This is a genomic window from Sorangium sp. So ce327 (assembly GCF_051530205.1).
In the GTDB taxonomy this organism is placed as follows: domain Bacteria; phylum Myxococcota_A; class Polyangia; order Polyangiales; family Polyangiaceae; genus Sorangium; species Sorangium cellulosum_B.
Genome location: NZ_CP150330.1, coordinates 10,938,646 through 10,958,346 on the forward strand (window position 1 = coordinate 10,938,646; position 19,701 = coordinate 10,958,346).

Sequence of the window (19,701 nt, forward strand, 5' to 3'; positions counted from 1 at the left end):
AACGATGACCGGAAGCGTCACCGGAGCCGCGCGCGGGCGTCACGAAAGACGTCCTCGGCCGGTCGCCCCCGGGACGGATCTGCGTCGAGCTCTGCGTCCCGGCGCGTCGCTTCCTCGGTCCAGAGGCGCCTGTGCTCCTCCTCGGAGAGCTCATCCAGGCTTTCCAGAAGCGTCTCTGCGAGACGTGCGCGCTCCGCGACGGGCAGCTTCAGGGCTTCGGCTTCCAGCTCGGGAAGGTTCACGGGGGGATTGTACCGCGCGGCTCGGAGGCTGCGCAGGTGCGCTTCCCCATCGGCGAGGAGATGCCGCGACGACGGCGATGGCCGACGTCGACTGGCGTGGTGCAGGCACGGAGCGACCTGACCGAGCTCGGGCTAGCCAAACCACGGTCGGTTGCTCCACGTGCTCCAGCGCAACCCGCCAGGGGACTTCATGGCCCTCCGAACAACGACGAAGAAGAGCTCGGTCCCCACCAAGGGGCCGAGCTGCAACGGGCCTGTGACGCCGCAAAGCACCCGCGAGGTGGCCGACATGCTGGGCGTGACGAGCTCGCCGCTCACGCCCGAGCAGATACGCGGCTACAACAAGGAGTTGCCCGTGGTTGCGGAACTCCTGGACGACGTGGCGGCGTTGCTCGCCGAGGACGCGGCCGCGCTCGTTCCGCCTGTTCAGCGCATCTGCGACCGCTCCTCGACTTCCTTCCTAGCTGCGGGGATGGCATCCTGCCGGGCATGACCGTCGAGCAGATCGTCGCCGCCATCCGCGCCCTCCCTGTCACCGATCGGCTTCGCGTGATCGAGCTGGTCGCGCACGAGGCCGCCAGCGACGTCCCTGCTGCAGATCATCCAGCTCGACGTGAGGGCGTCACCCTGACCGAGCGGCACGGCCTGCTGCTTGTCGACGCTGACGCCGCCATGCCGGCCGAAGTATTCGACCATCGCCCCGATCGCGATGCACGAGCGAACCGGATCCAGGGAGACTCGTGAAGCTCGCTTTCGATACGAGCGTGCTCGTCGCTGGACTGCACCGGGGGTGACCCGACCCAGGTTGCGGTAGCCGGCTTGCGGTAGCCGGCGTCGCTTCGTTCTCGCGGGCCGACGTCGGTCAGCATCAGGGGGATCGGCGCGAACGGATCGCAGCGATCTCACCGAGATCGAGCAGATCTTTGGCACGACCGGCCGCGCGCTTGGCGCGTTCCAGGGCGTCCAGCCCCAGGATTCGAACCGCGGAGCCGTAGAGCTGGATTTCCTCCGACCCTTTCACAACGTCGTCGAAGCTACCCACTCCGGGCACCTCGCCCAGCAAGTCGATGGCGCCAATATCCGTGCTCAGCGTGAAGTTGAGCCCGCTCCATAACGTCTGGTCATCCCAGAAGAAAGGCAACTCGGGAGGAAACCCGCGAAGCGTGGGATGGAACGGAGCCAGGGCGCGTGCGAGGCGCCGCAAGTTCTCGCGATCGCGCGAGTAGCACATATCGATGTCGTTCGTCGTGCGGCTGGAGCCTTGAATTACCAGCGCGAGCCCACCGATGATCACGAAATCGACACGCTCACCGACGAGCGCTTCAACGACGCGACGAAAGTCGGTGACCATGGGCTGCCTTCGCTTCCTCGATGAACTCCAGTGCCTTCCGCATCCGCTCGACTCTCTCGGTGGGAGTCAAGCGCAGGTTCTCGGCGATGAGCGATGCATCGACGCCAGAGGGGACTCTTTCGAGTATCCGCTGATCCCAGCTCTTCTCGGCGTCGGAGGGTTCAGCCCCTGTTCGTTCGGCTCGGCGATCATGCATCGGCGTGGCGCTCCTGACCCACTGTACCACGGTGGTGATCCCCGACGATAGCGAGCGAGCATGGCTCCCGAGGCCGGCCGGCTCTCGTCGCCCTGAGCGCGTACGCCCGTCGCAGTCCTCCCGCCTCGGACGTCGCAGCGGCCGGGTGGCTCCCACCGCCCCACCTCGCGAGCGCCTTTCGCAGCCGGCGATACGCGGGCGGGTGCCAGCCCACCTCGGCCCAGCGCCGGCGTCCGGTGACGATGCGTGGAGGGCGCGCTACGGAGAAGCGACCGCGTGCCCGCGCCATCGCAGGAGCGCTGCAGCGTGCGCCTTGCGGAGCATGAACAGGTCGCTCTCGTGGCGAAGACGCTCGAGCTCGATGCACTCCCCTGGCGTGAGGGGTTCGTGGGCATTCCGGTCGAGCAGCTCGTCGTGGCGCGCGCGCTCTGCTTCGGATCTGTGGCTCTTTGCGATTTGCCAGAGCGCCTGGTCGTCCATCTTGTCCAGGCAAGCGAGGTCGACCTGGAACTCCGGGGGCGCGTCGTCCCAGGCGGGAGGGCTGCCGAGGCTCAGCGCCCGCAGCATCACGGCTTCGAGCGGCTGTCGGGTCGCGAGCGCAGTCCCCCTCAGCCGCTGGTAGAGCGCCTCGGGGAGAGCGAGGGTGACGGTGGCGGTCGACATCGCGCTGGGGTGGACGCGGGAGGCAAGCCCGCTTCGCCGTCGAGGCTAGCACGAGGAGCACCCCCGCTCCTCCCCTCCCCGGCCAACCGCGATGACGAGGGCGAACGCGCGGCGAGGCTGCTGGCCGGGGCGGTGCGCTACTCACCCGGTTCCCCAGCCAGCGACAGGATTCTCTGGCGGATCTCGCCAGACAGCCACATGCCCGCATCGGCGAGCTTGTCGACCCACGGTCCGACGTTTTGCGTGATCCCTCGAGACTTTGCCTCCAGCAAGATCTTGAGCGTTCCCCAGACGACCAGCCCTGCCGCTTGAGCCGTGCGTCGTGCCAGCGCTGGGGATTCAGACGTCTTTGAACATCTCGGCGAGCCAGTCGATGGCGTCGATGCGGTGAAGGTACAGCAGGGGTGAGGTATTGCTGATGGCCTCAACCAACTGCGGCCTCCAGCGCGCGGAGCTCGGCGTCGAGAGGGAAAACCTTGTAGCGACCCAGACTCAACAGAAATTCGACCCGCGCCATGCCGGCGAGCTCCGCAGCGCGGCCGGACGAGAGCCGCCCCAGCTCGTACAGCTTGACCGCGGCGAGGGTGCGGAGCTCTCGCGCGAACTCAGCTTCGTCCATCTTCTCCGCAAGGAGCACCTTCTCGGGCACATCCACCACAATCTGTCGAGTTGCCATGTTCCGTCCTTGGTTGCTCGAAGAGGCGGGCAAGTCTGTTTTTAGCACGAAAGGTGCCGGGCGAGCACACTGATGCGCTCAACGATCTTCGTCGGCGCGGACATGCGGTTCTCGCGCGCGCCTGCTCTCACGGGCGAGCGAGACGAAGTCGATGTGGGCCTGGAGGGTGGCGACCCGATCCGCTGGCGTGAGGCTCAGCATCCACCGGATGAGCGTGAGGTCGACGCCGTCCTCATTGTAGACCGGAGATGTCGCTTCGGGATCGCCCATCGTGGGCGGAGCGTACCAGGCACTGCTGCGATGGACGAGCCCCGCATCGCGGCGGGCTGTGCCGCATGCCATCCGGGCATGCCGGGCATGCGGCGCCAGGCGTCTCGCCGGCCGTCATTGCGCGAGCGTGCCCGGTGTTGTGACCAGAGACTTCCGCGATGGCCATCCACCAGGCCGGATCAGATGGCGCGGGGGCGCCAGCCTGAGACGCCGCTGCCGGAGGCTTGCGAAGCTGCCGGCCGAGGCGTCCGCTGGAGGCTGGAGGCTGGATGCGCAGGGGCGCCGCGCGCCGCCGCAGGGGCATAGGGGGCGCAAGCGCCCCGCGAGGGCCTACTCGTGGACGGCGGCGTAACGGCCGCTGGGCGTGACGATGACGTGGGCCGTGAGCGGGACGAGCAACTCCGCGGAGAGGTGGCGCAGCTCCAGGGTCATCGCTTCGTCCTCGCGGGTCGGCGTCGGGTCGCCGCTCGGGTGGTTATGGGCCAGGACGAAGCTGTGGACGGCCATGTCCAGCGCCGTGCGCAGGACGGTGGAGCGGCCGACGTAGAGGGCGTCCTCGGAACCGCGGGCGAGCAGGCGCCGAGCCGGATTACTGGCGCCCGCGCCAGTAGAAGGGACGCCGCTTCTGATGTGCAATCGCGAGAATACGAATGTGATCGTCGCGTACCCGGTACAGCACGCTGTAGGGGAATCGCCGCACGAGCCACCAGCGAACATCGTTCTCCCCAACCCTCCCCGCGAGCGGTGACGCAGCCAGGGCATCGACTGCGCCTTGAACCTCGGTGACGAAGGTGTCGCCAAGGCCAGGACGCGCCCGAGCGTAGTAGGCGGCGGCCTCGTTCAGCTCGACCTCAGCCCGGTCGTGAAAGATGACCGGGAGCGTCACCGGAGCCGCGCGCGGGCGTCACGAAAGACCTCCTCGGCAGGTCGCCCCCGGGACGGATCTGCGTCGAGCTCTGCGTCCCGGCGCGTCGCTTCCTCGGTCCAGAGGCGCCTGTGCTCCTCCTCGGAGAGCTCATCCAGGCTTTCCAGAAGCGTCTCTGCGAGACGTGCGCGCTCCGCGACGGGCAGCTTCAGGGCTTCGGCTTCCAGCTCGGGAAGGTTCACGGGGGGATTGTACCGCGCGGCTCGGCGGCTGCCCAGGCGCGCTTCCCCATCGGCGAGGAGCTGCCGCGACGACGGCGGTGGCCGACGTCGACTGGCGTGGCGCAGGGCGCAGGCACGGAGCGGCCTGATCGAGCTCGGGCGAGCCAAGGCACGGTCGGGTGCTCCACCTGCTCCAGCGCCTCTGCCGCTGCTCGGGCTCGCGGAACTCCCGGAAGGGGCGGTGCGCGGGAGGCTTTCGGCTGGATGCGCAGGGGCGCAGCGCGCCGACGGCGGGGCGCTGCGCGCCGCGAGGGCAACCTCGTGGACGGCGGCGTAGCGGCCGCTGGGGGTGACGATGACGTGGGCCGTGAGCGGGACGAGCAGCTCCGCGGAGAGGTGGCGCAGCTCCAGGGTCATCGCTTCGTCCTCGCGGATCGGCGTCGGGTCGCCGCTCGGGTGGTTATGGGCCAGGACGAAGCTGTGGGCGGCCATGTCCAGCGCCGTGCGCAGGACGGTTGAGCGGCCGACGTGGAGGGCGTCATCGGAACCGCGGGCGAGCAGGCGCGTCTCGCGGACGCGGCCGTGGGCGTCGAGCGCGGCGATCCAGAGCTCCTCGTGGACCAGGGACGCCAGCCTCGGGCCGAAGTAACGCGCCACGCGGGCGGCGTCGGTCAGGAGCGCGCCCCGGCGCGCGCGGGCGGCGTGGTAGCGGCGGCCGAGTTCGAAGGCGGCGGCGAGCCGGGTCGCGTCGAAGAGGGCGATCTGGGTGCGCTCGGCAAGGGCCGCGGGCGAGAGGCGACCGAGCGATGGGAGAGCGGCCGTGCCGAGGATGCGCGGGCCGACGCCGGGCAGGCCGAGCATCATATCGAGGAGGGCGGCCTCGGTCGCGGTCGGCAGCTCGGCCGCCGTCTCCGCGGGGGCATCGACGGGGGCGCGGCTGTTCGAGGGCTCCCCGCAACGCGGCCAAGAGGCGCTCCGCGCTCAGTGCTCCACAAGCCACGGACGTCCCGAGCCCGAGCGCCGGGACCCACGAGGCCCAGTAGGGCTGATCGGCGAACATCGGCGCGATGACCTGCGGACGCCCGCGCGCGCCGCCGTCGTGGTCGTACCCGCCCCGCCGGGCTGCCCCACCGCGGCACCCCTCGGAAACATCGCCTGTTAGTTTGCCGCGGTTCATCCATTCGGGCCGAGACGGCCGGAGGACCTCGCGCAGACCAACACGCTCACCCTCGTGCACGAGCTCTCGCGCGCGGGCTTCGACCTCCCGAAGACCTGGTCGTCACCAAGGTCCTGGCCGGCCACCCCAAGGACCTCAAGGACGTGCGCTGCGTGCTGCTCGAGCAGCACGACGTCGACCTCGATCGCATCTTCGACTTCCTCGGCGAGCTCGAGGCCGCCCTCGGAGAGGACAGGTTGCTCCGCCGCCTGGAGCGTCAGATCCGCAAAGCGTGCGCCACCGGTTGTGGCCGAGTTTACAAAAGAACAGAAATTGACCGGGCGCTGTCAGGAACGGCACCCACCTGGTGCATGCTCTGGTTGTCAGCGAGGAGGTTGCCGTGTTGATGGTCCGAACCGTGATGAACCAGGTGATCGCCTTCTATCCCCAGGCGATTCGTGAACAGATTGAGAAGGAGCTCCCGACCCTCGCCCTCCAGGCGGGTCAACTTGGGCTGGAGGTCATGCTCGCCGAGCACCAAGGGCTCCGGTACGCGGAAGCCGTCGTTCGCCCGGACTTTCTGAAGATGGGCCGCGTTTGCTGGGGCGCGACGAACTTGCTCCAGTGGCGCGTGCCCCCGGAGATTCTCCTGGGGCTGAAGGCCATCCTTAAGTTCGCGGCGGGCGGCGGGTTCGACCCGGCACGACGCCTGCTATTCGCTATCGCGACCCGGCGGGACGACCCCGAGGCCGCCCTGTGTCGCTTCCTGCTCTGGGTTGCGGTGCGACTGAACCTGCTCATCGCGACGTGGGACGCTCCAGAGGTCGAGGCGACTGGTTCGCTTGCGGAGATAGATGACGTCGCGGAGGACGTGCTGCGTGACGTGCTCGACGCCGGGGACTTCACGGACCCAGAGCTGCGGCCGCTGCACTTGCTCGTGTCCGAGATGATGCTGCACCTCCGGGCGGATGTCAGCGTCCGGTTTGGCGATGCGATGACCGAGCTTGGCACCGCTTGGTCGGAGATGTTCACGACCGCCGATGCGATCCGCAGGGTGCGGGAGCTCGACGCCCGCGACGCGGCGATGTTCCAGCCCGGTCGGAGCTCCGGAGCTTTAGGCTCGCAGCAGATTGCGGACCGCTTCCCCCAGCACTTCCCGTCAGCGAACGCGATGGAGCAGCGCCGCAGCCGTCGATCGCGGAGCTCGATACCGACCAGCCCGCCAGAGAATCGCTTCATTGATCTGCTTCGCGAGATTGGCGGAGAACTGTGATGTACACGCGCGCGAGAAGCCGACGGGCATGGGACGGTGTTCGCCGTGGTCTTGAGCAGGCAGGTCCCCGCGTCACGGCGCGCGTCCCGAAGACGTCGTTTCCCCATCCGCTAGACGCTGGCGCTCGCCCGACGGCGACGTGGCCCGTCGGACAGATCGCCGACTACGCCATCGAGAGCGCGTCGAACGCGCCGCCCTTGATCATTCGCGAGTTCGACGATCATTTCGAGGCGACCATCGACGGGATCACCGTCGGAGAGCGCGCCGAGCAAGGAGCCGAAACGAGCGTGACGACGGCGATGTACCTCGGCGGCGCGCTTCTCGGCGGGGCGATTGGTACCTCGGTTACCAGCAAGCGCGAGGGGATGTTCGTCGGCGCTGCGATGGGCCTGCTCTTTGCGGCGCTCGTTGATGTTGCGCTCGATCCGCAGGCAGAACCGGGCGGGGGAGAACAATGACGTCGGCGCTCAGGTCGGAAGCATAGCGCCGCGAGCCCACCGACTGAGGCGGTCCTGATCGCTCGCGCGATCTTCCGCTCCGAAATTCTCAGCGAGAATCTGTCGCCACTGACCACAACCGGCAAAAGGAAGGCATCACGAAGATGGATCCGACGTATTACCAGGTTCTCGGTGTCCGTGAGGACGCATCGGCCGACGCGATCAAGGCAGCGTTCCGCGAGCTCGTGAAGAAGCACCACCCCGACCGCAACCACGGCGACACGGGCGCCGAGATGCGGTTAAAGAAGATTGTGGCTGCTTACGCGGTTCTCGCCAATGCGGAGACCCGGGGTAGCTACGATCGAGATCTCGCCACCCAAAGGGCGGCGGCCTCGGTGCGAGCTGCGGCGGAACGTACGATCCGCGCAACGCGGGCTGGGCGCCCGGTGTGGCCGCCGCCTCGCCCGGCGCCGACCCCAGCACCGCAGGCCACCTCTCCCAGCTGGGGCGCTGTGGCGTTCTTCGCCACCTTGTTCGGCGTGGGCCTCGGCGCCGCCCTGGCGAGCGGCTCGGGCACGCCGAATGCGCGATGGGACCACCGGGCCGGTCGCTATCGCGACTCCTGCGGCAGGTTCACGTCGGGCTGAACTGTCTCCCATCGCTATGTTTGTAAGCTCGGCGAGGATTTCTTCCGCGAAGCCCGCCTGCTCCCGCTCGTGCACCGCCCGACCTGCATGCCCATCGACGCGGTGATCGCAGCGTCGAGCCTGCACGTCGAGTTCCTGGCGCGCCGCAGGCTGATCGATCTCGGCGGCGTGCGCGTGCCGATGATCAGCCCCCAAGACCTGGTCCTCACCAAGGCCCTGGCCGGCCGCCCCAAGGACATCGAGAACGTGCGCGGCGTGCTGCCCGAGCAGCACGACCTCAACATCGATCGCATCCGCGAACTCCTTGGCGAGCTCGAGGCCGCCGTTGGCGACGACAGGCTGCTCCGCCGGCTCGAACGTCTGATCCGCAAAACATGCACTACCCTCGTGCGCCGGCCATGAGATAAGCGGGGAATGCCCCGGACATCCATCGACGCTTGCCGGAGCGTCTCATGTGCGCGTCGCGGCGGACGTGCAGCATCGCGCCCGTCGCGATGCTGCCGGACCCGTGCTGGAGGTCGGCCGAGCCATGCTCCGGGGTTGACCGCGCAGGCTTCGACGATGGCCGCTCCAGCATGGAATGATGGCCGATCCATCATTCCATGCTGACGAAGCCATCCTCGACCTTGAATCCGCCAGGGGGATTCCATGGCTCCCCGAACGACGACGACGAGGCGCTCGGATCCCACCACGAGATCGAGCAGCACCACCAGGCCGGCCAGACCGCCGATCCCCCGCGAGGTGGCCGACATGCTGGGCGTGACGCTCTCGCCGCCGCGGAGGCCTGAGCAGACGGCGCGACTGCGCAAAGCGCTGCCCGGGGTTGAGGGCATCCTGGACGGCGTGGCGGCGCTGCGCGCGGAGAACGCCGGCACCCTCCACCTGAAGGACGTCACGCCCGAGGCGCCGTGACCCGACCGAGCTTGGGCGAACCAAGCCACGGCCTTTGACTCCGCGTGCTCTAGCTAGTTGTGCGGCTTCCGGAGGCGACGGAGACGCGGGCGGCAGCGGTGCGCTGGAGGCTGTCGGCTGGATGCGCAGGGGAGCTGCGCGCCGGCGGCGGGGCGCTGCGCCCCGCGGGGGCCTACTCGTGGACGGCGGCGTAGCGGCCGCTGGGGGTGACGATGACGTGGGCCGTGAGCGGGACGAGCAGCTCCGCGGAGAGGTGGCGCAGCTCCAGGGTCATCGCTTCGTCCTCGCGGGTCGGCGTCGGGTCGCCGCTCGGGTGGTTATGGGCCAGGACGAAGCTGTGGGCGGCCATGTTCAGCGCCGTGCGCAGGACGGTTGAGCGGCCGACGTGGAGGGCGTCGTCCGAACCGCGGGCGAGCAGGCGCGTTTCGCGGACGCGGCCGTGGGTGTCGAGCGCTGCGATCCAGAGCTCCTCGTGGACCAGGGAGGCGAGCCTCGGGCCGAAGTACCGCGCCACGCGGGCGGCGTCGGTGAGGAGCGCGCCCCGGCGCGCGCGGGCGGCGTGGTAGCGGCGGCCGAGCTCGAAGGCGGCGGCGAGCCGGGTCGCGTCGAAGAGGGCGATCTGGGTGCGCTCGGCGAGCGCCGCGGGCGAGAGGCGACCGAGGGAGGGGAGAGCGGCCGTGCCGAGGATGCGCGGGCCGACGCCGCGCAGGCCGAGCACCATCTCGAGGAGGGCGGCCTCGGTCGCGGTCGGGAGATCGGCCGCCGTCTCGGCGGGGGCGTCGACGGGGGCGCGGCTCATCGGGCTCATCGGGGCCACCTCCGAGAGCGGGTGAGGGCGCGGGCGAAGAGCCGGCGCGCGAGGCGGAGGCGGGTGGCGACCGTGGGGCGCGGGAGCGAGAGGGAGGCGGCAGAGCATGAGCCTCGGCACGCTCGTCAGGCTCGAACGCGCTCGATGTGTCGCCCGGGGTTCTTCTTCGCAGTGCCGCGATGACGGAGATCAAGGGGGGCCGGCCGCGCAAGCGTCCCGCCGGCACCTGAAAGCCGGACACCGGTGTCCGCACGTCGACAGCCCGCGGCCATCCGCGCGCTCCTACACTCGGCGCGTAGTTGCGCGTGCTTTGCTGCGTCGTCGGACGCTGTCCTGCCTGGCGGAGCAGCCGGCAATCTTCGACAGCCTGAACAGCCCGGCCGCTGATCGGCCGGACCGTTGCACGGGCACTTCGTCGCTGAGGGCATCGAGGGCCCGCTCGCGCCTTCGTCCGGTGTAGAGAGCGCACGGTCCTGCGCCGGTCTCCTTGACAAGGTGGGGCAGCCGTCGGTTACGCTACCTTTCCACAATGCGTGGGGGCGGCACGTGGGGGTGGGGTCGGAGTTCAAGGCGCTCCACGCGGAAGCGGCGGTCAGCGGTTGAGAGGAGTGATCACGCCGAGTGGGCCGCGGTCGCCAATATGCGTGTAGAGCGCCGTGGTCCGCACATCCTTGTGGCCGAGCATTGTCTGAGTCGTCAGGATGTCGGTGCTCGCCTCGAGCAGGTGGGGCGCGAAGCTACGGCGGAGGGTATGGCATGTCGCGCGCTTCGTGAGTCCCACCGCGCGTCCGGCATCGTGCACGGCCCTTTGCACCGCCAGTTCCTGCAGGTGGTAGAGGCCCCTGTCGACCAGTCGCAGGCTCGGTGCAAGGGCGAGAGGGGGGAAGAGGTACTGCCAGGCGAGGCTCGTGGCTGCTCCTGGCATTTTGGCGCGCAGAGCTTGGGGCAGGTCGACCTCGCCGCGGTCAGCCGCGAGTTCCTTCTTGTGTCGTTGCGTCATGGCGTCGAGATGGGCCTGCCGCTCGTCGCGGGCCCGAACGGGGAGCCAGGCCGGCCGGCCGTGCTGTCCTTTCCCGCGGCGCACCATGGGTTTCCGTCGCTCGAGATCGGTGTCTGCGACAGTTATGCAGCGGCGGCCTATCTCCGGAGATGCGCAGATGGCGCGCGGAAGATCGCGACCTATCCGCAGAAATACGAAGATATGCTACGGAGTGCCGCAGCTCATCCGCGAGAATACGGTGATCGGGCACCACGGGTTGCATGCCTACACGCGAAAGCGCGAAGACATGTCGCGCAGCACAGCTGATTGCGACGTTGTGCCGGCAGATGCGGGAGTCACGAACCAGCCAGATCGTCACCTTCGAGTAGTTACGAGAATCATCACCACCAGGTTACAACTGTGACGAACGCTGCATTTTCTCGGAAAGTAGTTCGTGGCGCGTGGTTCGGGTATCCCGATGCATTCAAGGAGTTTCTGGCGGCGGCGGAGAATGCCGGAAAGAACTACGAGGTCCAACTTTATCAGCACCACGATGCCTACGACTCCCAGCTCATGCTGGCCGTTTCGCTGATGGACTTCGTCGTGTTGCCCCTCTCTCTTCCAAATTTCGGTTCGCTGTGGTTCGTCGATCAGATCGCAAACAAGACGGGCTCGAGGGCGCGCCTTATCCTACGCAGCCAAACGGATGCCGATCCCGCGGCGTTGAGTTCCTTATTTGACGGGGTCATCAGACCTGAACAAGAGCTGCTCTCGATCCTCGATATCATCGAGCGGCCATCAAGCCGGGAACGAGCCTCACATAAGACCCGAAGATTGATTGAGCGGGTTCTTGCCACGTCTTCGCACATGCGGCTCATGAACGGAGGCGAGGTTCCATCCATCAGCTTGGTACAACGTAAGCCCGAAGTGCCCTGCACGCCTGCGCGCCGACCCTCGCCGCTCCCTCCTCCTCCTCCCTATTATGATCGCAGGGTCGTCCCTCCTCGGGTTCTAGCGTCCTCGCCTGGGCAACCTGTGAACGCAGGTTCGACTGCTGATGTTTCCGCATCAATCCACTTTGAGGCAGTCACGATCGCGCCTCAGGCTGCAATTCCTCCGCAGAAAGAATCGGAGAGGGCTACGGCTGTCGATATATCGTTGACGGATTGCGGCCAGCGTCCGATCACTGCTGTCCGTAAGAAGAACATTGAAGTTATGGACCAGATTAGCGTATTCTTCTCGTACTCCCATAAAGACGAGGTCCTTCGTGACGAACTCGCGACCCACCTGAAGCTGCTTGAGCGTGCGGGCGTGATTCGAAGCTGGTACGATCGCCGCATTGAAGCTGGCGAGGATTGGAAGGCGGCGATCGATTCGAACCTCGAAGAGGCGCAGATGATTCTGCTTCTCGTGAGCGCAGACTTTCTTGCGTCGGACTACTGCTACGATATCGAAATGAAGCGTGCTCTTGCCCGGCACGATGCCGGCGAAGCGATGGTCATCCCCATTATTCTGCGCGAGTGCAAGTGGAGCCGCGCGCCCTTCGCCAAGCTGCAAGCTCTGCCGAAAGACGCGCGGCCAGTAACGAGTTGGGCCAACCGCGATGAGGCGTGGACCAACGTCGCCTCTGGAATCGAGTCGGCAGCCGGTCGCATCGTGGGTCCTTGACTGGTTCACCGGAGGCAACTCCCGCTCCGGTGGTCAGAATGGTCGTGGGAGACAGTGATGCGGACGGGGGCGATGCGCTGGGGTTTTCGGCTGGATGCGCGGGGCGCAGCGCGCCGGCGGCGGGGCGCTGCGCGTGGCGAGGGCCTACTCGTGGACGGCGGCGTAGCGGCCGCTGGGGGTGACGATGACGTGAGCCTTGAGCGGGACGTGCAGTTCCTCGGAGAGGTGGCGCAGCTCCAGGGTCATGTCTTCGTCCTCGCGGGTCGGCGTCGGGTCGCCGCTGGGGTGGTTGTGGGCCAGGACGAAGCTGTGGGCTGCCATGTCCAGCGCTGTGCGCAGGACGGTGGAGCGGCCGACGTGGAGGGCGTCGTCGGAGCCGCGGGCGAGCAGTCGCGTCTCGCGGACGCGACCGTGGCTGTCGAGCGCTGCGATCCAGAGCTCCTCGTGGACCAGGGACGCCAGCTTCGGGCCGAAGTACCGCGCCACGCGGGCGGCGTCGGTGAGGAGCGCGCCCCGGCGCGCGCGGGCGGCGTGGTAGCGGCGGCCGAGCTCGAAGGCGGCGGCGAGCCGGGTCGCGTCGAAGAGGGCGATCTGGGTGCGCTCGGCGAGCGCCGCGGGAGAGAGGCGACCGAGGGAGGGGAGAGCGGCCGTGCCGAGGATGCGCGGCCCGACGCCGGGCAGGCCGAGCACCATCTCGATGAGGGCGGCCTCGGTCGCGGTCGGCAGCTCGGCCGCCGTCTCGGCGGGGGCGTCGACGGGGGCGCGGCTCATCGGGGCCACCTCCGAGAGCGGGTGAGGGCGCGGGCGAAGAGGCGGCGCGCGAGGCGGAGGCGGGTGGCGACCGTGGGGCGCGGGAGCGAGAGGGACGCGGCGATCTCGAGCGAGGAAAGGCCGGTGGCGGCGAGCGACAGGATCTGGCGAAGCTCGGGGCGGAGGCGGTGGAAGGCGCGGAGGAGGCCGCGCGAGACGAGGGGGGCCTCGGGCAAGCGTCCCGCCGGCGCTTGACCACCATCCCCGCTGCCGGCAGCTCGACCGCCTACGGTCCCCCGAGTGCTCCTCAACGTGACGCAGAACTGGCGCGTGCTTCGCTGCAGACGCTGCACCGCGCAATGGCGAACTCGACAAGCTGCAGCAACATGAGAGGGCTGGCCGATGACTGGCCGGGCCGTTGTAGGGCGACCTTCTCGGCTCGGAGAGGCAGGCATCGAGAGACCGTTCGCGCCGTTGTCCGGTGTGGAGCTCGTGCGCTCTTGGCGCAGTCGCCTTGACAAGGCGGGGTAGCGGTCGGATACGCTACATTTCCACGATGAGTGGGGGCGACACCACGGCGTGGGGTCGGAGCTCAAGGCGCTCCACGCGGAGGATGCGGTCAGCGGGCGAGGGCGCTGATGACGCCCCAAAGGCCGCGGTCGTTCATCTGGGTGTAGATCATCGTGGTCCGCACATCCTGGCGGCCGAGCAGTGTCTGAAGCGTCCGGATGTCCATGCTCGCCTCGAGCAGGTGGATCGCGAAGCTGTGGCGGAGCGTACCGCATGCCGCGCGCTTGGCGAGCACCGCCACGCGTCCGGTATCGTGCACGGCCCTCTGCACTGCCGATTCGTGCAGGCGGAAGCGGATCTGCCGACAAGTCGCTGGATGGGCGCAAGGGGAGAGACCGGGAAGAGGTGCTGCCAGGCGAGCCTGGTGGCTGCTCCTGGCATTTCGCTCGTGGAGCGTGGGGCAGGTCGACCTCGCTGCGGGCAGTCGCGAGTTCCCTCTTGTGCCGCCGCGCCACAAAGTCGAGCTGGGCAAATAGGAGATGGCGGACCACGAGATATCGGCGCAGTTGCAAAAGAAACACACCACGACTCGCGCTCCACATATGGATCCGTGCAGACATGTCGAACACAAGAGCCGACCGCAACATTAGGTCGGAGAATGCCAACGGGTTTGAGACAGGCCGGACGAGAATCCTATGAGGGGATCGCGCTGAGGGGCGCGTTCCGGCTCTGGGCCCCAACCGGTCGGGATCGGGGCGGCCGCAGCACGGCGGAGGGGGCCGCGGCGGGCTCGGGCGCGGCGCTGGTCGTGCCCGTGTGCGGCGGCGCCGCGTCCTCGCATGCGGCGGCGTCGACGGACAGCGGGTTGATGGCTACCGAAGCAGGCGGCCTGCGCACGACGGGCGGACCGTTCGGGAAGCGTTCAGGATGCGCGGCGTAGGCCGTGTCGAGGGCGACCCGGCGCTGAGCCGCGATATCGTCGACGCGGCCGTAGAATACATCAGCAGGTGTGAAGAGCGCAAGGCCAGAATGCTGATGAAGGTCGTTATACCAGCTGAAGAACTCCTGGCACCACGCTCGTGCATGAGCCAGCGAGGTAAAGCGGTCCGGATAGTCGGGCTGGTACTTGAGCGTCTTGAACTGCGACTCGGAGAAGGCGTTGTCATCGCTGACGTGAGGCCGGCTGAAGCTGCGAACGACGCCGAGCGAGCCGAGGAGCTGAGCGAGCCCCTCCGACCTCATCGCGGAGCCGCGGTCGGCGTGCACCGTGAGCGAGCCGGGCTCGACGCCGTGGCGGGCGACAGTCTCTGCGAAGAGGTGCTCGGCGAGCTCTGCGCTCTCGCGCTCGGCGAGCAGCCAGCCGACGGTCATGCGACTGAACAGGTCGAGGACGACGTACAGGCAGTAGAAGACCCCAGGGAGCGGCCCACGCAGCTTGGTGATATCCCACGTCCAGATCTGGTTGGGGGCCGTGGCGGTGAGCGTCGGCTTTGCATGCTTCATCGGCCCACGCTGCGCGCGTCGCTCGCCGCTCTCGCCGGATGCCGCGAGCAGGCGGTACATCGTGCGGATGGAAGCGAGGTAGACGCCGCGCGACAGCAGCGTCGCGTAGACCTCCGGCGGCGGCTGGTCGACGAACTCGTCGCTGTGCAGCACGTCGAGCACGGCTTGCCGCTCGGGGTCGCTGAGCCGGCGTGGGCTCGGAGCGGCCCCGGTCAGCGCGGGGAGCTTCGCGGGCTGGGTCTTCCGGTAGAGCGTGGCGCGGCTGACGCCGAGTGCCGCACACGCCTGGGCGATGGGGACGTGCGGGTCATCGAGCTCTTCGATGATGTCCATCAGCGCTCTTCGTCGTTCGTGAGGTTGATGCCCAGAATGGAAGAGACTTTTTTTTGGAGATCGATGAGCTTCTCAGCCAGCGCGAGCTTCTCCTCGAGCCGCGCCGAGCGCTTCTCAAGCTCGGCGATGCGCCGGTCCTTCGCGTCCTGCTTCGCCTTGCGGCCGGGCTTGCGTCCCGCGAGAGCCTCGCTGCCGTGGAGGGCGAGTTGCTTGCGCCACGCCGTCAGGAGGGAGCTGTAGATGCCCTCGCGGCGCAGCAGCGCCTCGATGTCGCCGCGCTGGGTGCACGCGGCCGCCTCGCGAACGATGCGCAGCTTCTCCGCCGCCGAGAACTTCCGCCTCTTGCCCGCCTTCGGCATGGTCTCGACAGCGACGCCACTCGGGCGGGGAGCAGTGCCCTGCGCCGCTGGGGCGGGGGTAGGATCGACGGATCGGAGATGGGAAGGCTTCGGCACGGGTCAGGTCCATTCTCCGCCCTCTCACCACAGATTTCCAGGAGAAGCCTGTCTCACTCGACATTGGCACAGAGGATCCCGAACGGTCCGCCCGTCGTGCGCAGGCCGCCTGCTTCGGTAGCCATCAACCCGCTGTCCGTCGACGCCGCCGCATGCGAGGACGCGGCGCCGCCGCACACGGGCACGACCAGCGCCGCGCCCGAGCCCGCCGCGGCCCCCTCCGCCGTGCTGCGGCCGCCCCGATCCCGACCGGTTGGGGCCCAGAGCCGGAACGCGCCCCTCAGCGCGATCCCCTCATAGGATTCTCGTCCGGCCTGTCTCAAACCCGTTGGCATTCTCCGAAGCGTTCAGGATGCGCGGCGTAGGCCGTGTCGAGGGCGACCCGGCGCTGAGCCGCGATATCGTCGACGCGGCCGTAGAATACATCAGCAGGTGTGAAGAGCGCAAGGCCAGAATGCTGATGAAGGTCGTTATACCAGCTGAAGAACTCCTGGCACCACGCTCGTGCATGAGCCAGCGAGGTAAAGCGGTCCGGATAGTCGGGCTGGTACTTGAGCGTCTTGAACTGCGACTCGGAGAAGGCGTTGTCATCGCTGACGTGAGGCCGGCTGAAGCTGCGAACGACGCCGAGCGAGCCGAGGAGCTGAGCGAGCCCCTCCGACCTCATCGCGGAGCCGCGGTCGGCGTGCACCGTGAGCGAGCCGGGCTCGACGCCGTGGCGGGCGACAGTCTCTGCGAAGAGGTGCTCGGCGAGCTCTGCGCTCTCGCGCTCGGCGAGCAGCCAGCCGACGGTCATGCGACTGAACAGGTCGAGGACGACGTACAGGCAGTAGAGGTGCCAATGCGTTGGTCGTGGCCGCGCCACTCGATGGGCCTTTTCTGCGGCAGCTCCTCGTGCAGTTCCGGGTCTTGAGCAGGAAGGCCAATGGGCTGCGCAGGAGGCCGCCGCGCTGCCGCTCCGCCTGGTCCCCCCGCGCCCGGCGATCACCTCACTGCCGTGCGCACCGCGCGCCCAACACGCCGCCTCCGCCGCCGCCCTGGCCCGGCATGCTCCAGCCGCCGTCGCCAGCCCAGTCTGCTTCCCAACCGGACTCGCTGATCGCTCCCCCCCGGGGACTGCTTCCTGCGCAACACTGCACCCGCAACCCTGCTGCCTGCGCAACAGGCGCGGCCGCACATCGCGCTTCCGCCACCTCGCGGTGCACCGTTGAGAGCACCCCCTTGCTCCACGCGCGCTCGGCGCGACGGACCGCGCGACCGCGTCGCCACGGCGGGGTGGGGCCATGCCCCGAGCTGTGCGGCCCTACAAGAATTCCTCGAGTCACCGGACTGGAACGCCGCGTGCTCAGGGCGAGCCGCGAGCTGGCGTCCAGGCTCGTTCATCGTTCAAGACTGCGAGAAGAGTGCCATGTCCGCCCTCATTGCCGAACAACAGACCTACCCACTGCGGCTCGATGTACGACCGCTGACGCCCGTGATCGGGGCGGAGATCCACGGCGTCGACCTGCGCAAGCCGCTGGCCCCTGCCACGGTGCAGGCAATCGAGCAAACCCTGCTCCAATGGAAGGTGATCTTCTTCCGCGAGCAGGACATCTCCAACGAACAGCTGCTCACCTTCGGCCGCGCCTTCGGCCCGCTGACGCCGGCCCACCCGATCGCGCTGGGGCTCCCTGAGCACCCGGAGATCTGGGAACGAAAGGCCGCCGAGTACAAGGAGAACCACCGGTCGGACCTCTCCATCCCCACCGCCAAGCCGCCGCGCGACTACAAGGGCTGGCACATCGACATCACCTTCGTCGCCAACCCGAACAGGTACTCCATCCTGCGCGGCGTGGAGATCCCGCCGTACGGCGGCGACACGCTCTGGAGCAACCTCGAGTGCGCCTACGACGGCCTGTCGCCCACGATCAAGGCGCTCGTCGACGGGCTCCAGGCCGTCCACCGCACGAGCAGCTACGATAGCGGAGAGCCCAGGCCGGGCCGCAGGGCCGTAGGCCCGTTCGCCGCGCTTCACCCGCTCGTGCGCGTGCACCCGCGGACCGGCCGCAAATCGCTGTTCGTCAACCCGGGGACGACGAGCCACATCGTGGGCCTGCGAGAGCGCGAGAGCCAGGCGCTGCTCGAACTGCTCGCCGACGAGGTGACGCGGCCCGAGTACGCGGTGCGCTTCCGCTGGACGCCCAACGCGATCGCCGTATGGGACAACCAGGCCACCGCCCACGCCGGCCCCATCGACTACGCCCACTTCGACCTGCCGCGCGTCGTTCGCCGCATCACCGTCGCAGGCGAGCTGCCCCAGGGGCCCGACGGGTTCCGCTCGCGGCCGCTCGAAGGCGAGCTGTTCGGCGTGCTCGGTTGACGCCGCGCCCCCACGCCGTCTCCACGCCGGCGCCCCGTCCGCCTCGCTGGGGCTCGCCGCCGTCGCCGCCCTGGCCGGCGTCGAGCGTCTCTATCTCGCTGTCCCGCACGGTCACTCTGGCGTGCAGCGCGACGATGCCGATACTCGGGTAGCCGTTCTCGCCCCCCTTGCCGCCTCGGTCACCGCAGTCGCCGGCCCGCCCGAGCCTCCCCTGGCGCCCGCCTTGGATGCCGCGCCGCACCCGCCGAGCCCGCCCCTGCGGCCGCCTCCGCCGCCGCCCTGGCCCAGCGTGCCCCAGCCGCCGTCGCCGGCCCAGTCCGCTTCCCAGCCGGCCACCCTGATGCCTGTTCTGGCCCGCGAGCAGACCAGCCTGGCGGGCGCGGCGAGCCATCGAGCCGAAGGCCGCATCGCCGTGCGTGGCAGACCCGAGGCACGCTACAGTTCCCCTATGTCCACCGAGGAGCTCCTCGCGCAGGTGCTGTTGTTGCCCCGCCACGAGCGGGCCCGGCTGGCAGAAGAAGTGCTCTCCAGCCTTGAGGAGCCCGACGCCGAGGAGGTCGCAGCAGCGTGGACGGGTGAGCTGACGCGCCGCGCGCGCGAGGTCGCGGAGGGTAAGGTCCAGACGGTCGACTGGGGCACGGCACGCGCGGAGATCCTGAAGGAGCTCGAGGACCGGCGTGCGGGTCGAGCTTCATCCTGAAGCGCGTGCTCAGCTTCGCGCGGCGGCCATCTCCTACGACGAGAGGCGCCCCGGGCTGGGCGACGAGTTCATCGCTGAGGTCTCGTGCCTCGTCGATGCTCGATAAGATTGGAGAGGCCCCGACATCTCTTCAGATATGGCCAGGGACCTCTCCTGCACCACGGAGCATCCGCAGAGCGATCGTGAAACGCCGAACTGACCCGGCTGGGCCACCGGAGCAACCGGCCGGACCCTGACGCGGCCTGTCGCAAGGCAGGAATCCGGCTTGTCCCGCGGAGGGATGCGTGACGGTCAGCAGCTTCTCGCCCTGCTCCAACGGCGCGTCGGACAGGCCGAGTACCCACGTATCGGAGCGGAGCAACTGGGCCACTCGAGCATCGCGGGCGGCGTAGTGGTGTCGTTCGAACCGATGAATGGTGGACACGAGCCCGGCCCGACGGGCTGCTCGCCGAGGCGGCAGCGCTTGCGGCGATGAGCGATCCATGGTATTATTAATAACCAATTGAGGTGACGCGTCATGTCGCTCGTGGAGTTGCTCCCGGATATCCAGTCTTTGCCGCGTGCTGACAAGCTCAAGCTGATCCAGTTCCTCGCACAGGAGCTGGCGGAGGCGGAGGAGCCACCTGCGCTCCGGGCGGGCCAGTCCTACTCCGTGTGGTCGCCCGACCAAGCGTTTGCGGCGGCCGAGACGCTCCTCCAGACCTTGCGCACCGAATAGGAACCGCAA

At 68.5% G+C, this 19,701-nt stretch carries 26 protein-coding genes and 3 pseudogenes; 12 read left to right on the forward strand and 17 right to left on the reverse strand.

Features of this window, described 5'->3' with window-relative positions; translation table 11 throughout:
- Positions 1-17: 17 nt before the first annotated feature.
- Positions 18-242, reverse strand: coding sequence for an addiction module protein (locus WME95_RS40940; protein WP_437613523.1), 225 nt, complete (start codon positions 240-242; stop codon positions 18-20).
- A gap of 160 nt (positions 243-402) precedes the next feature.
- On the opposite strand from WME95_RS40940, the gene WME95_RS40945 reads away from it, so the two are divergent.
- Together WME95_RS40945 and WME95_RS40950 are read left to right on the forward strand one after the other, a co-directional pair.
- Entirely contained in the window at positions 403-735 is a 333-nt protein-coding gene (locus WME95_RS40945) for a hypothetical protein (RefSeq protein ID WP_437904689.1), read from the forward strand.
- A complete protein-coding gene (locus WME95_RS40950; protein ID WP_437904690.1) occupies positions 732-986 on the forward strand; it encodes a hypothetical protein in 255 nt (84 codons plus the stop codon). The genes WME95_RS40945 and WME95_RS40950 overlap by 4 nt, the downstream gene beginning before the upstream one ends.
- A 124-nt stretch (positions 987-1,110) precedes the next feature.
- Here WME95_RS40950 and WME95_RS40955 read toward each other — a convergent pair whose 3' ends face one another.
- The 9 genes and pseudogenes from WME95_RS40955 to WME95_RS40995 form a co-directional block, all read right to left on the reverse strand.
- Positions 1,111-1,593 carry a DUF6036 family nucleotidyltransferase gene (locus tag WME95_RS40955; RefSeq protein WP_437904691.1) on the reverse strand — a complete coding sequence of 161 codons (483 nt, stop codon included), beginning with the start codon at positions 1,591-1,593 and terminating at the stop codon, positions 1,111-1,113.
- 454 nt (positions 1,594-2,047) lie between these two features.
- A complete protein-coding gene (locus tag WME95_RS40960; protein WP_437904692.1) occupies positions 2,048-2,452 on the reverse strand; it encodes a hypothetical protein in 405 nt (134 codons plus the stop codon).
- A gap of 137 nt (positions 2,453-2,589) precedes the next feature.
- Positions 2,590-2,880, reverse strand: a complete 291-nt coding sequence (locus WME95_RS40965) for a DUF3368 domain-containing protein (RefSeq protein WP_437904693.1) — start codon at positions 2,878-2,880, stop codon at positions 2,590-2,592.
- A complete protein-coding gene (locus WME95_RS40970) occupies positions 2,877-3,128 on the reverse strand; it encodes a UPF0175 family protein (RefSeq protein WP_129572626.1) in 252 nt (83 codons plus the stop codon). Before WME95_RS40970 ends, WME95_RS40965 begins: the two co-directional genes overlap by 4 nt.
- Positions 3,129-3,206: 78 nt before the next feature.
- Positions 3,207-3,398, reverse strand: a complete 192-nt coding sequence (locus WME95_RS40975) for a hypothetical protein (protein ID WP_437904694.1) — start codon at positions 3,396-3,398, stop codon at positions 3,207-3,209.
- Positions 3,399-3,728: 330 nt separating this feature from the next.
- A pseudogene (locus tag WME95_RS40980) lies at positions 3,729-3,977 on the reverse strand (JAB domain-containing protein); the annotation flags it as partial.
- A 10-nt stretch (positions 3,978-3,987) separates the two neighbouring features.
- Positions 3,988-4,284 (reverse strand): type II toxin-antitoxin system RelE/ParE family toxin, encoded by a 297-nt coding sequence (locus WME95_RS40985; protein ID WP_437904695.1) that lies wholly within the window; start codon positions 4,282-4,284, stop codon positions 3,988-3,990.
- On the reverse strand, positions 4,281-4,505 hold the full coding sequence (locus tag WME95_RS40990; RefSeq protein ID WP_437911079.1) for an addiction module protein: 225 nt from the start codon (positions 4,503-4,505) through the stop codon (positions 4,281-4,283). The genes WME95_RS40985 and WME95_RS40990 overlap by 4 nt, the downstream gene beginning before the upstream one ends.
- Before the next feature lie 297 nt (positions 4,506-4,802).
- Positions 4,803-5,348 (reverse strand): annotated as a pseudogene (locus WME95_RS40995) (JAB domain-containing protein); the annotation flags it as partial.
- 465 nt (positions 5,349-5,813) lie between these two features.
- Here WME95_RS40995 and WME95_RS41000 point away from each other — a divergent pair.
- From WME95_RS41000 to WME95_RS41025, 6 genes are all read left to right on the forward strand, one after another.
- Positions 5,814-6,047, forward strand: a complete 234-nt coding sequence (locus tag WME95_RS41000; protein ID WP_437904696.1) for a hypothetical protein — start codon at positions 5,814-5,816, stop codon at positions 6,045-6,047.
- Positions 6,041-6,913, forward strand: a complete 873-nt coding sequence (locus tag WME95_RS41005; protein ID WP_437904697.1) for a hypothetical protein — start codon at positions 6,041-6,043, stop codon at positions 6,911-6,913. The genes WME95_RS41000 and WME95_RS41005 overlap by 7 nt, the downstream gene beginning before the upstream one ends.
- A complete protein-coding gene (locus WME95_RS41010; RefSeq protein ID WP_437904698.1) occupies positions 6,913-7,371 on the forward strand; it encodes a hypothetical protein in 459 nt (152 codons plus the stop codon). Before WME95_RS41005 ends, WME95_RS41010 begins: the two co-directional genes overlap by 1 nt.
- A 143-nt stretch (positions 7,372-7,514) precedes the next feature.
- Positions 7,515-7,997: a J domain-containing protein gene (locus tag WME95_RS41015; protein ID WP_437904699.1), complete on the forward strand. Its 483-nt coding sequence runs from the start codon at positions 7,515-7,517 to the stop codon at positions 7,995-7,997.
- A gap of 87 nt (positions 7,998-8,084) precedes the next feature.
- Entirely contained in the window at positions 8,085-8,399 is a 315-nt protein-coding gene (locus WME95_RS41020) for a nucleotidyltransferase (protein ID WP_437904700.1), read from the forward strand.
- A 246-nt stretch (positions 8,400-8,645) separates the two neighbouring features.
- A complete protein-coding gene (locus WME95_RS41025; RefSeq protein ID WP_437904701.1) occupies positions 8,646-8,909 on the forward strand; it encodes a hypothetical protein in 264 nt (87 codons plus the stop codon).
- Between the two features lie 172 nt (positions 8,910-9,081).
- On the opposite strand, the gene WME95_RS41030 is transcribed toward WME95_RS41025, so the two are convergent.
- The gene (locus WME95_RS41030; protein WP_437911080.1) at positions 9,082-9,708 is read right to left on the reverse strand and encodes a JAB domain-containing protein; all 627 of its coding nucleotides are present in this window, start codon (positions 9,706-9,708) and stop codon (positions 9,082-9,084) included.
- A gap of 601 nt (positions 9,709-10,309) precedes the next feature.
- On the reverse strand, positions 10,310-10,918 hold the full coding sequence (locus WME95_RS41035; protein ID WP_437911081.1) for a tyrosine-type recombinase/integrase: 609 nt from the start codon (positions 10,916-10,918) through the stop codon (positions 10,310-10,312).
- A gap of 198 nt (positions 10,919-11,116) precedes the next feature.
- Here WME95_RS41035 and WME95_RS41040 point away from each other — a divergent pair, with 198 nt between their 5' ends.
- A complete protein-coding gene (locus WME95_RS41040) occupies positions 11,117-12,364 on the forward strand; it encodes a toll/interleukin-1 receptor domain-containing protein (RefSeq protein WP_437904702.1) in 1,248 nt (415 codons plus the stop codon).
- Between the two features lie 144 nt (positions 12,365-12,508).
- Here the strand turns inward: WME95_RS41040 and WME95_RS41045 are convergent, their stop codons facing one another.
- The 5 genes and pseudogenes from WME95_RS41045 to WME95_RS41065 form a co-directional block, all read right to left on the reverse strand.
- A complete protein-coding gene (locus WME95_RS41045) occupies positions 12,509-13,135 on the reverse strand; it encodes a JAB domain-containing protein (protein ID WP_437904703.1) in 627 nt (208 codons plus the stop codon).
- Positions 13,136-13,733: 598 nt separating this feature from the next.
- Positions 13,734-13,925, reverse strand: a complete 192-nt coding sequence (locus WME95_RS41050; RefSeq protein ID WP_437904704.1) for a tyrosine-type recombinase/integrase — start codon at positions 13,923-13,925, stop codon at positions 13,734-13,736.
- A gap of 392 nt (positions 13,926-14,317) precedes the next feature.
- Complete coding sequence (locus WME95_RS41055) at positions 14,318-15,460, reverse strand: IS3 family transposase (protein ID WP_437904705.1); 1,143 nt, start codon at positions 15,458-15,460, stop codon at positions 14,318-14,320.
- Entirely contained in the window at positions 15,460-15,819 is a 360-nt protein-coding gene (locus WME95_RS41060) for a transposase (RefSeq protein ID WP_437904706.1), read from the reverse strand. Before WME95_RS41060 ends, WME95_RS41055 begins: the two co-directional genes overlap by 1 nt.
- Before the next feature lie 436 nt (positions 15,820-16,255).
- Positions 16,256-16,765, reverse strand: a pseudogene (locus tag WME95_RS41065) (transposase); the annotation flags it as partial.
- A 558-nt stretch (positions 16,766-17,323) separates the two neighbouring features.
- On the opposite strand from WME95_RS41065, the gene WME95_RS41070 reads away from it, so the two are divergent.
- The 3 genes from WME95_RS41070 (at position 17,324) to WME95_RS41080 (ending at position 19,692) form a co-directional block, all read left to right on the forward strand.
- The gene (locus tag WME95_RS41070) at positions 17,324-18,274 is read left to right on the forward strand and encodes a TauD/TfdA dioxygenase family protein (protein WP_437904707.1); all 951 of its coding nucleotides are present in this window, start codon (positions 17,324-17,326) and stop codon (positions 18,272-18,274) included.
- Between the two features lie 340 nt (positions 18,275-18,614).
- Positions 18,615-18,974: an addiction module protein gene (locus tag WME95_RS41075; protein WP_437904708.1), complete on the forward strand. Its 360-nt coding sequence runs from the start codon at positions 18,615-18,617 to the stop codon at positions 18,972-18,974.
- A gap of 517 nt (positions 18,975-19,491) precedes the next feature.
- Entirely contained in the window at positions 19,492-19,692 is a 201-nt protein-coding gene (locus WME95_RS41080) for a hypothetical protein (protein ID WP_437904709.1), read from the forward strand.
- The last annotated feature ends 9 nt before the right edge of the window (positions 19,693-19,701 follow it).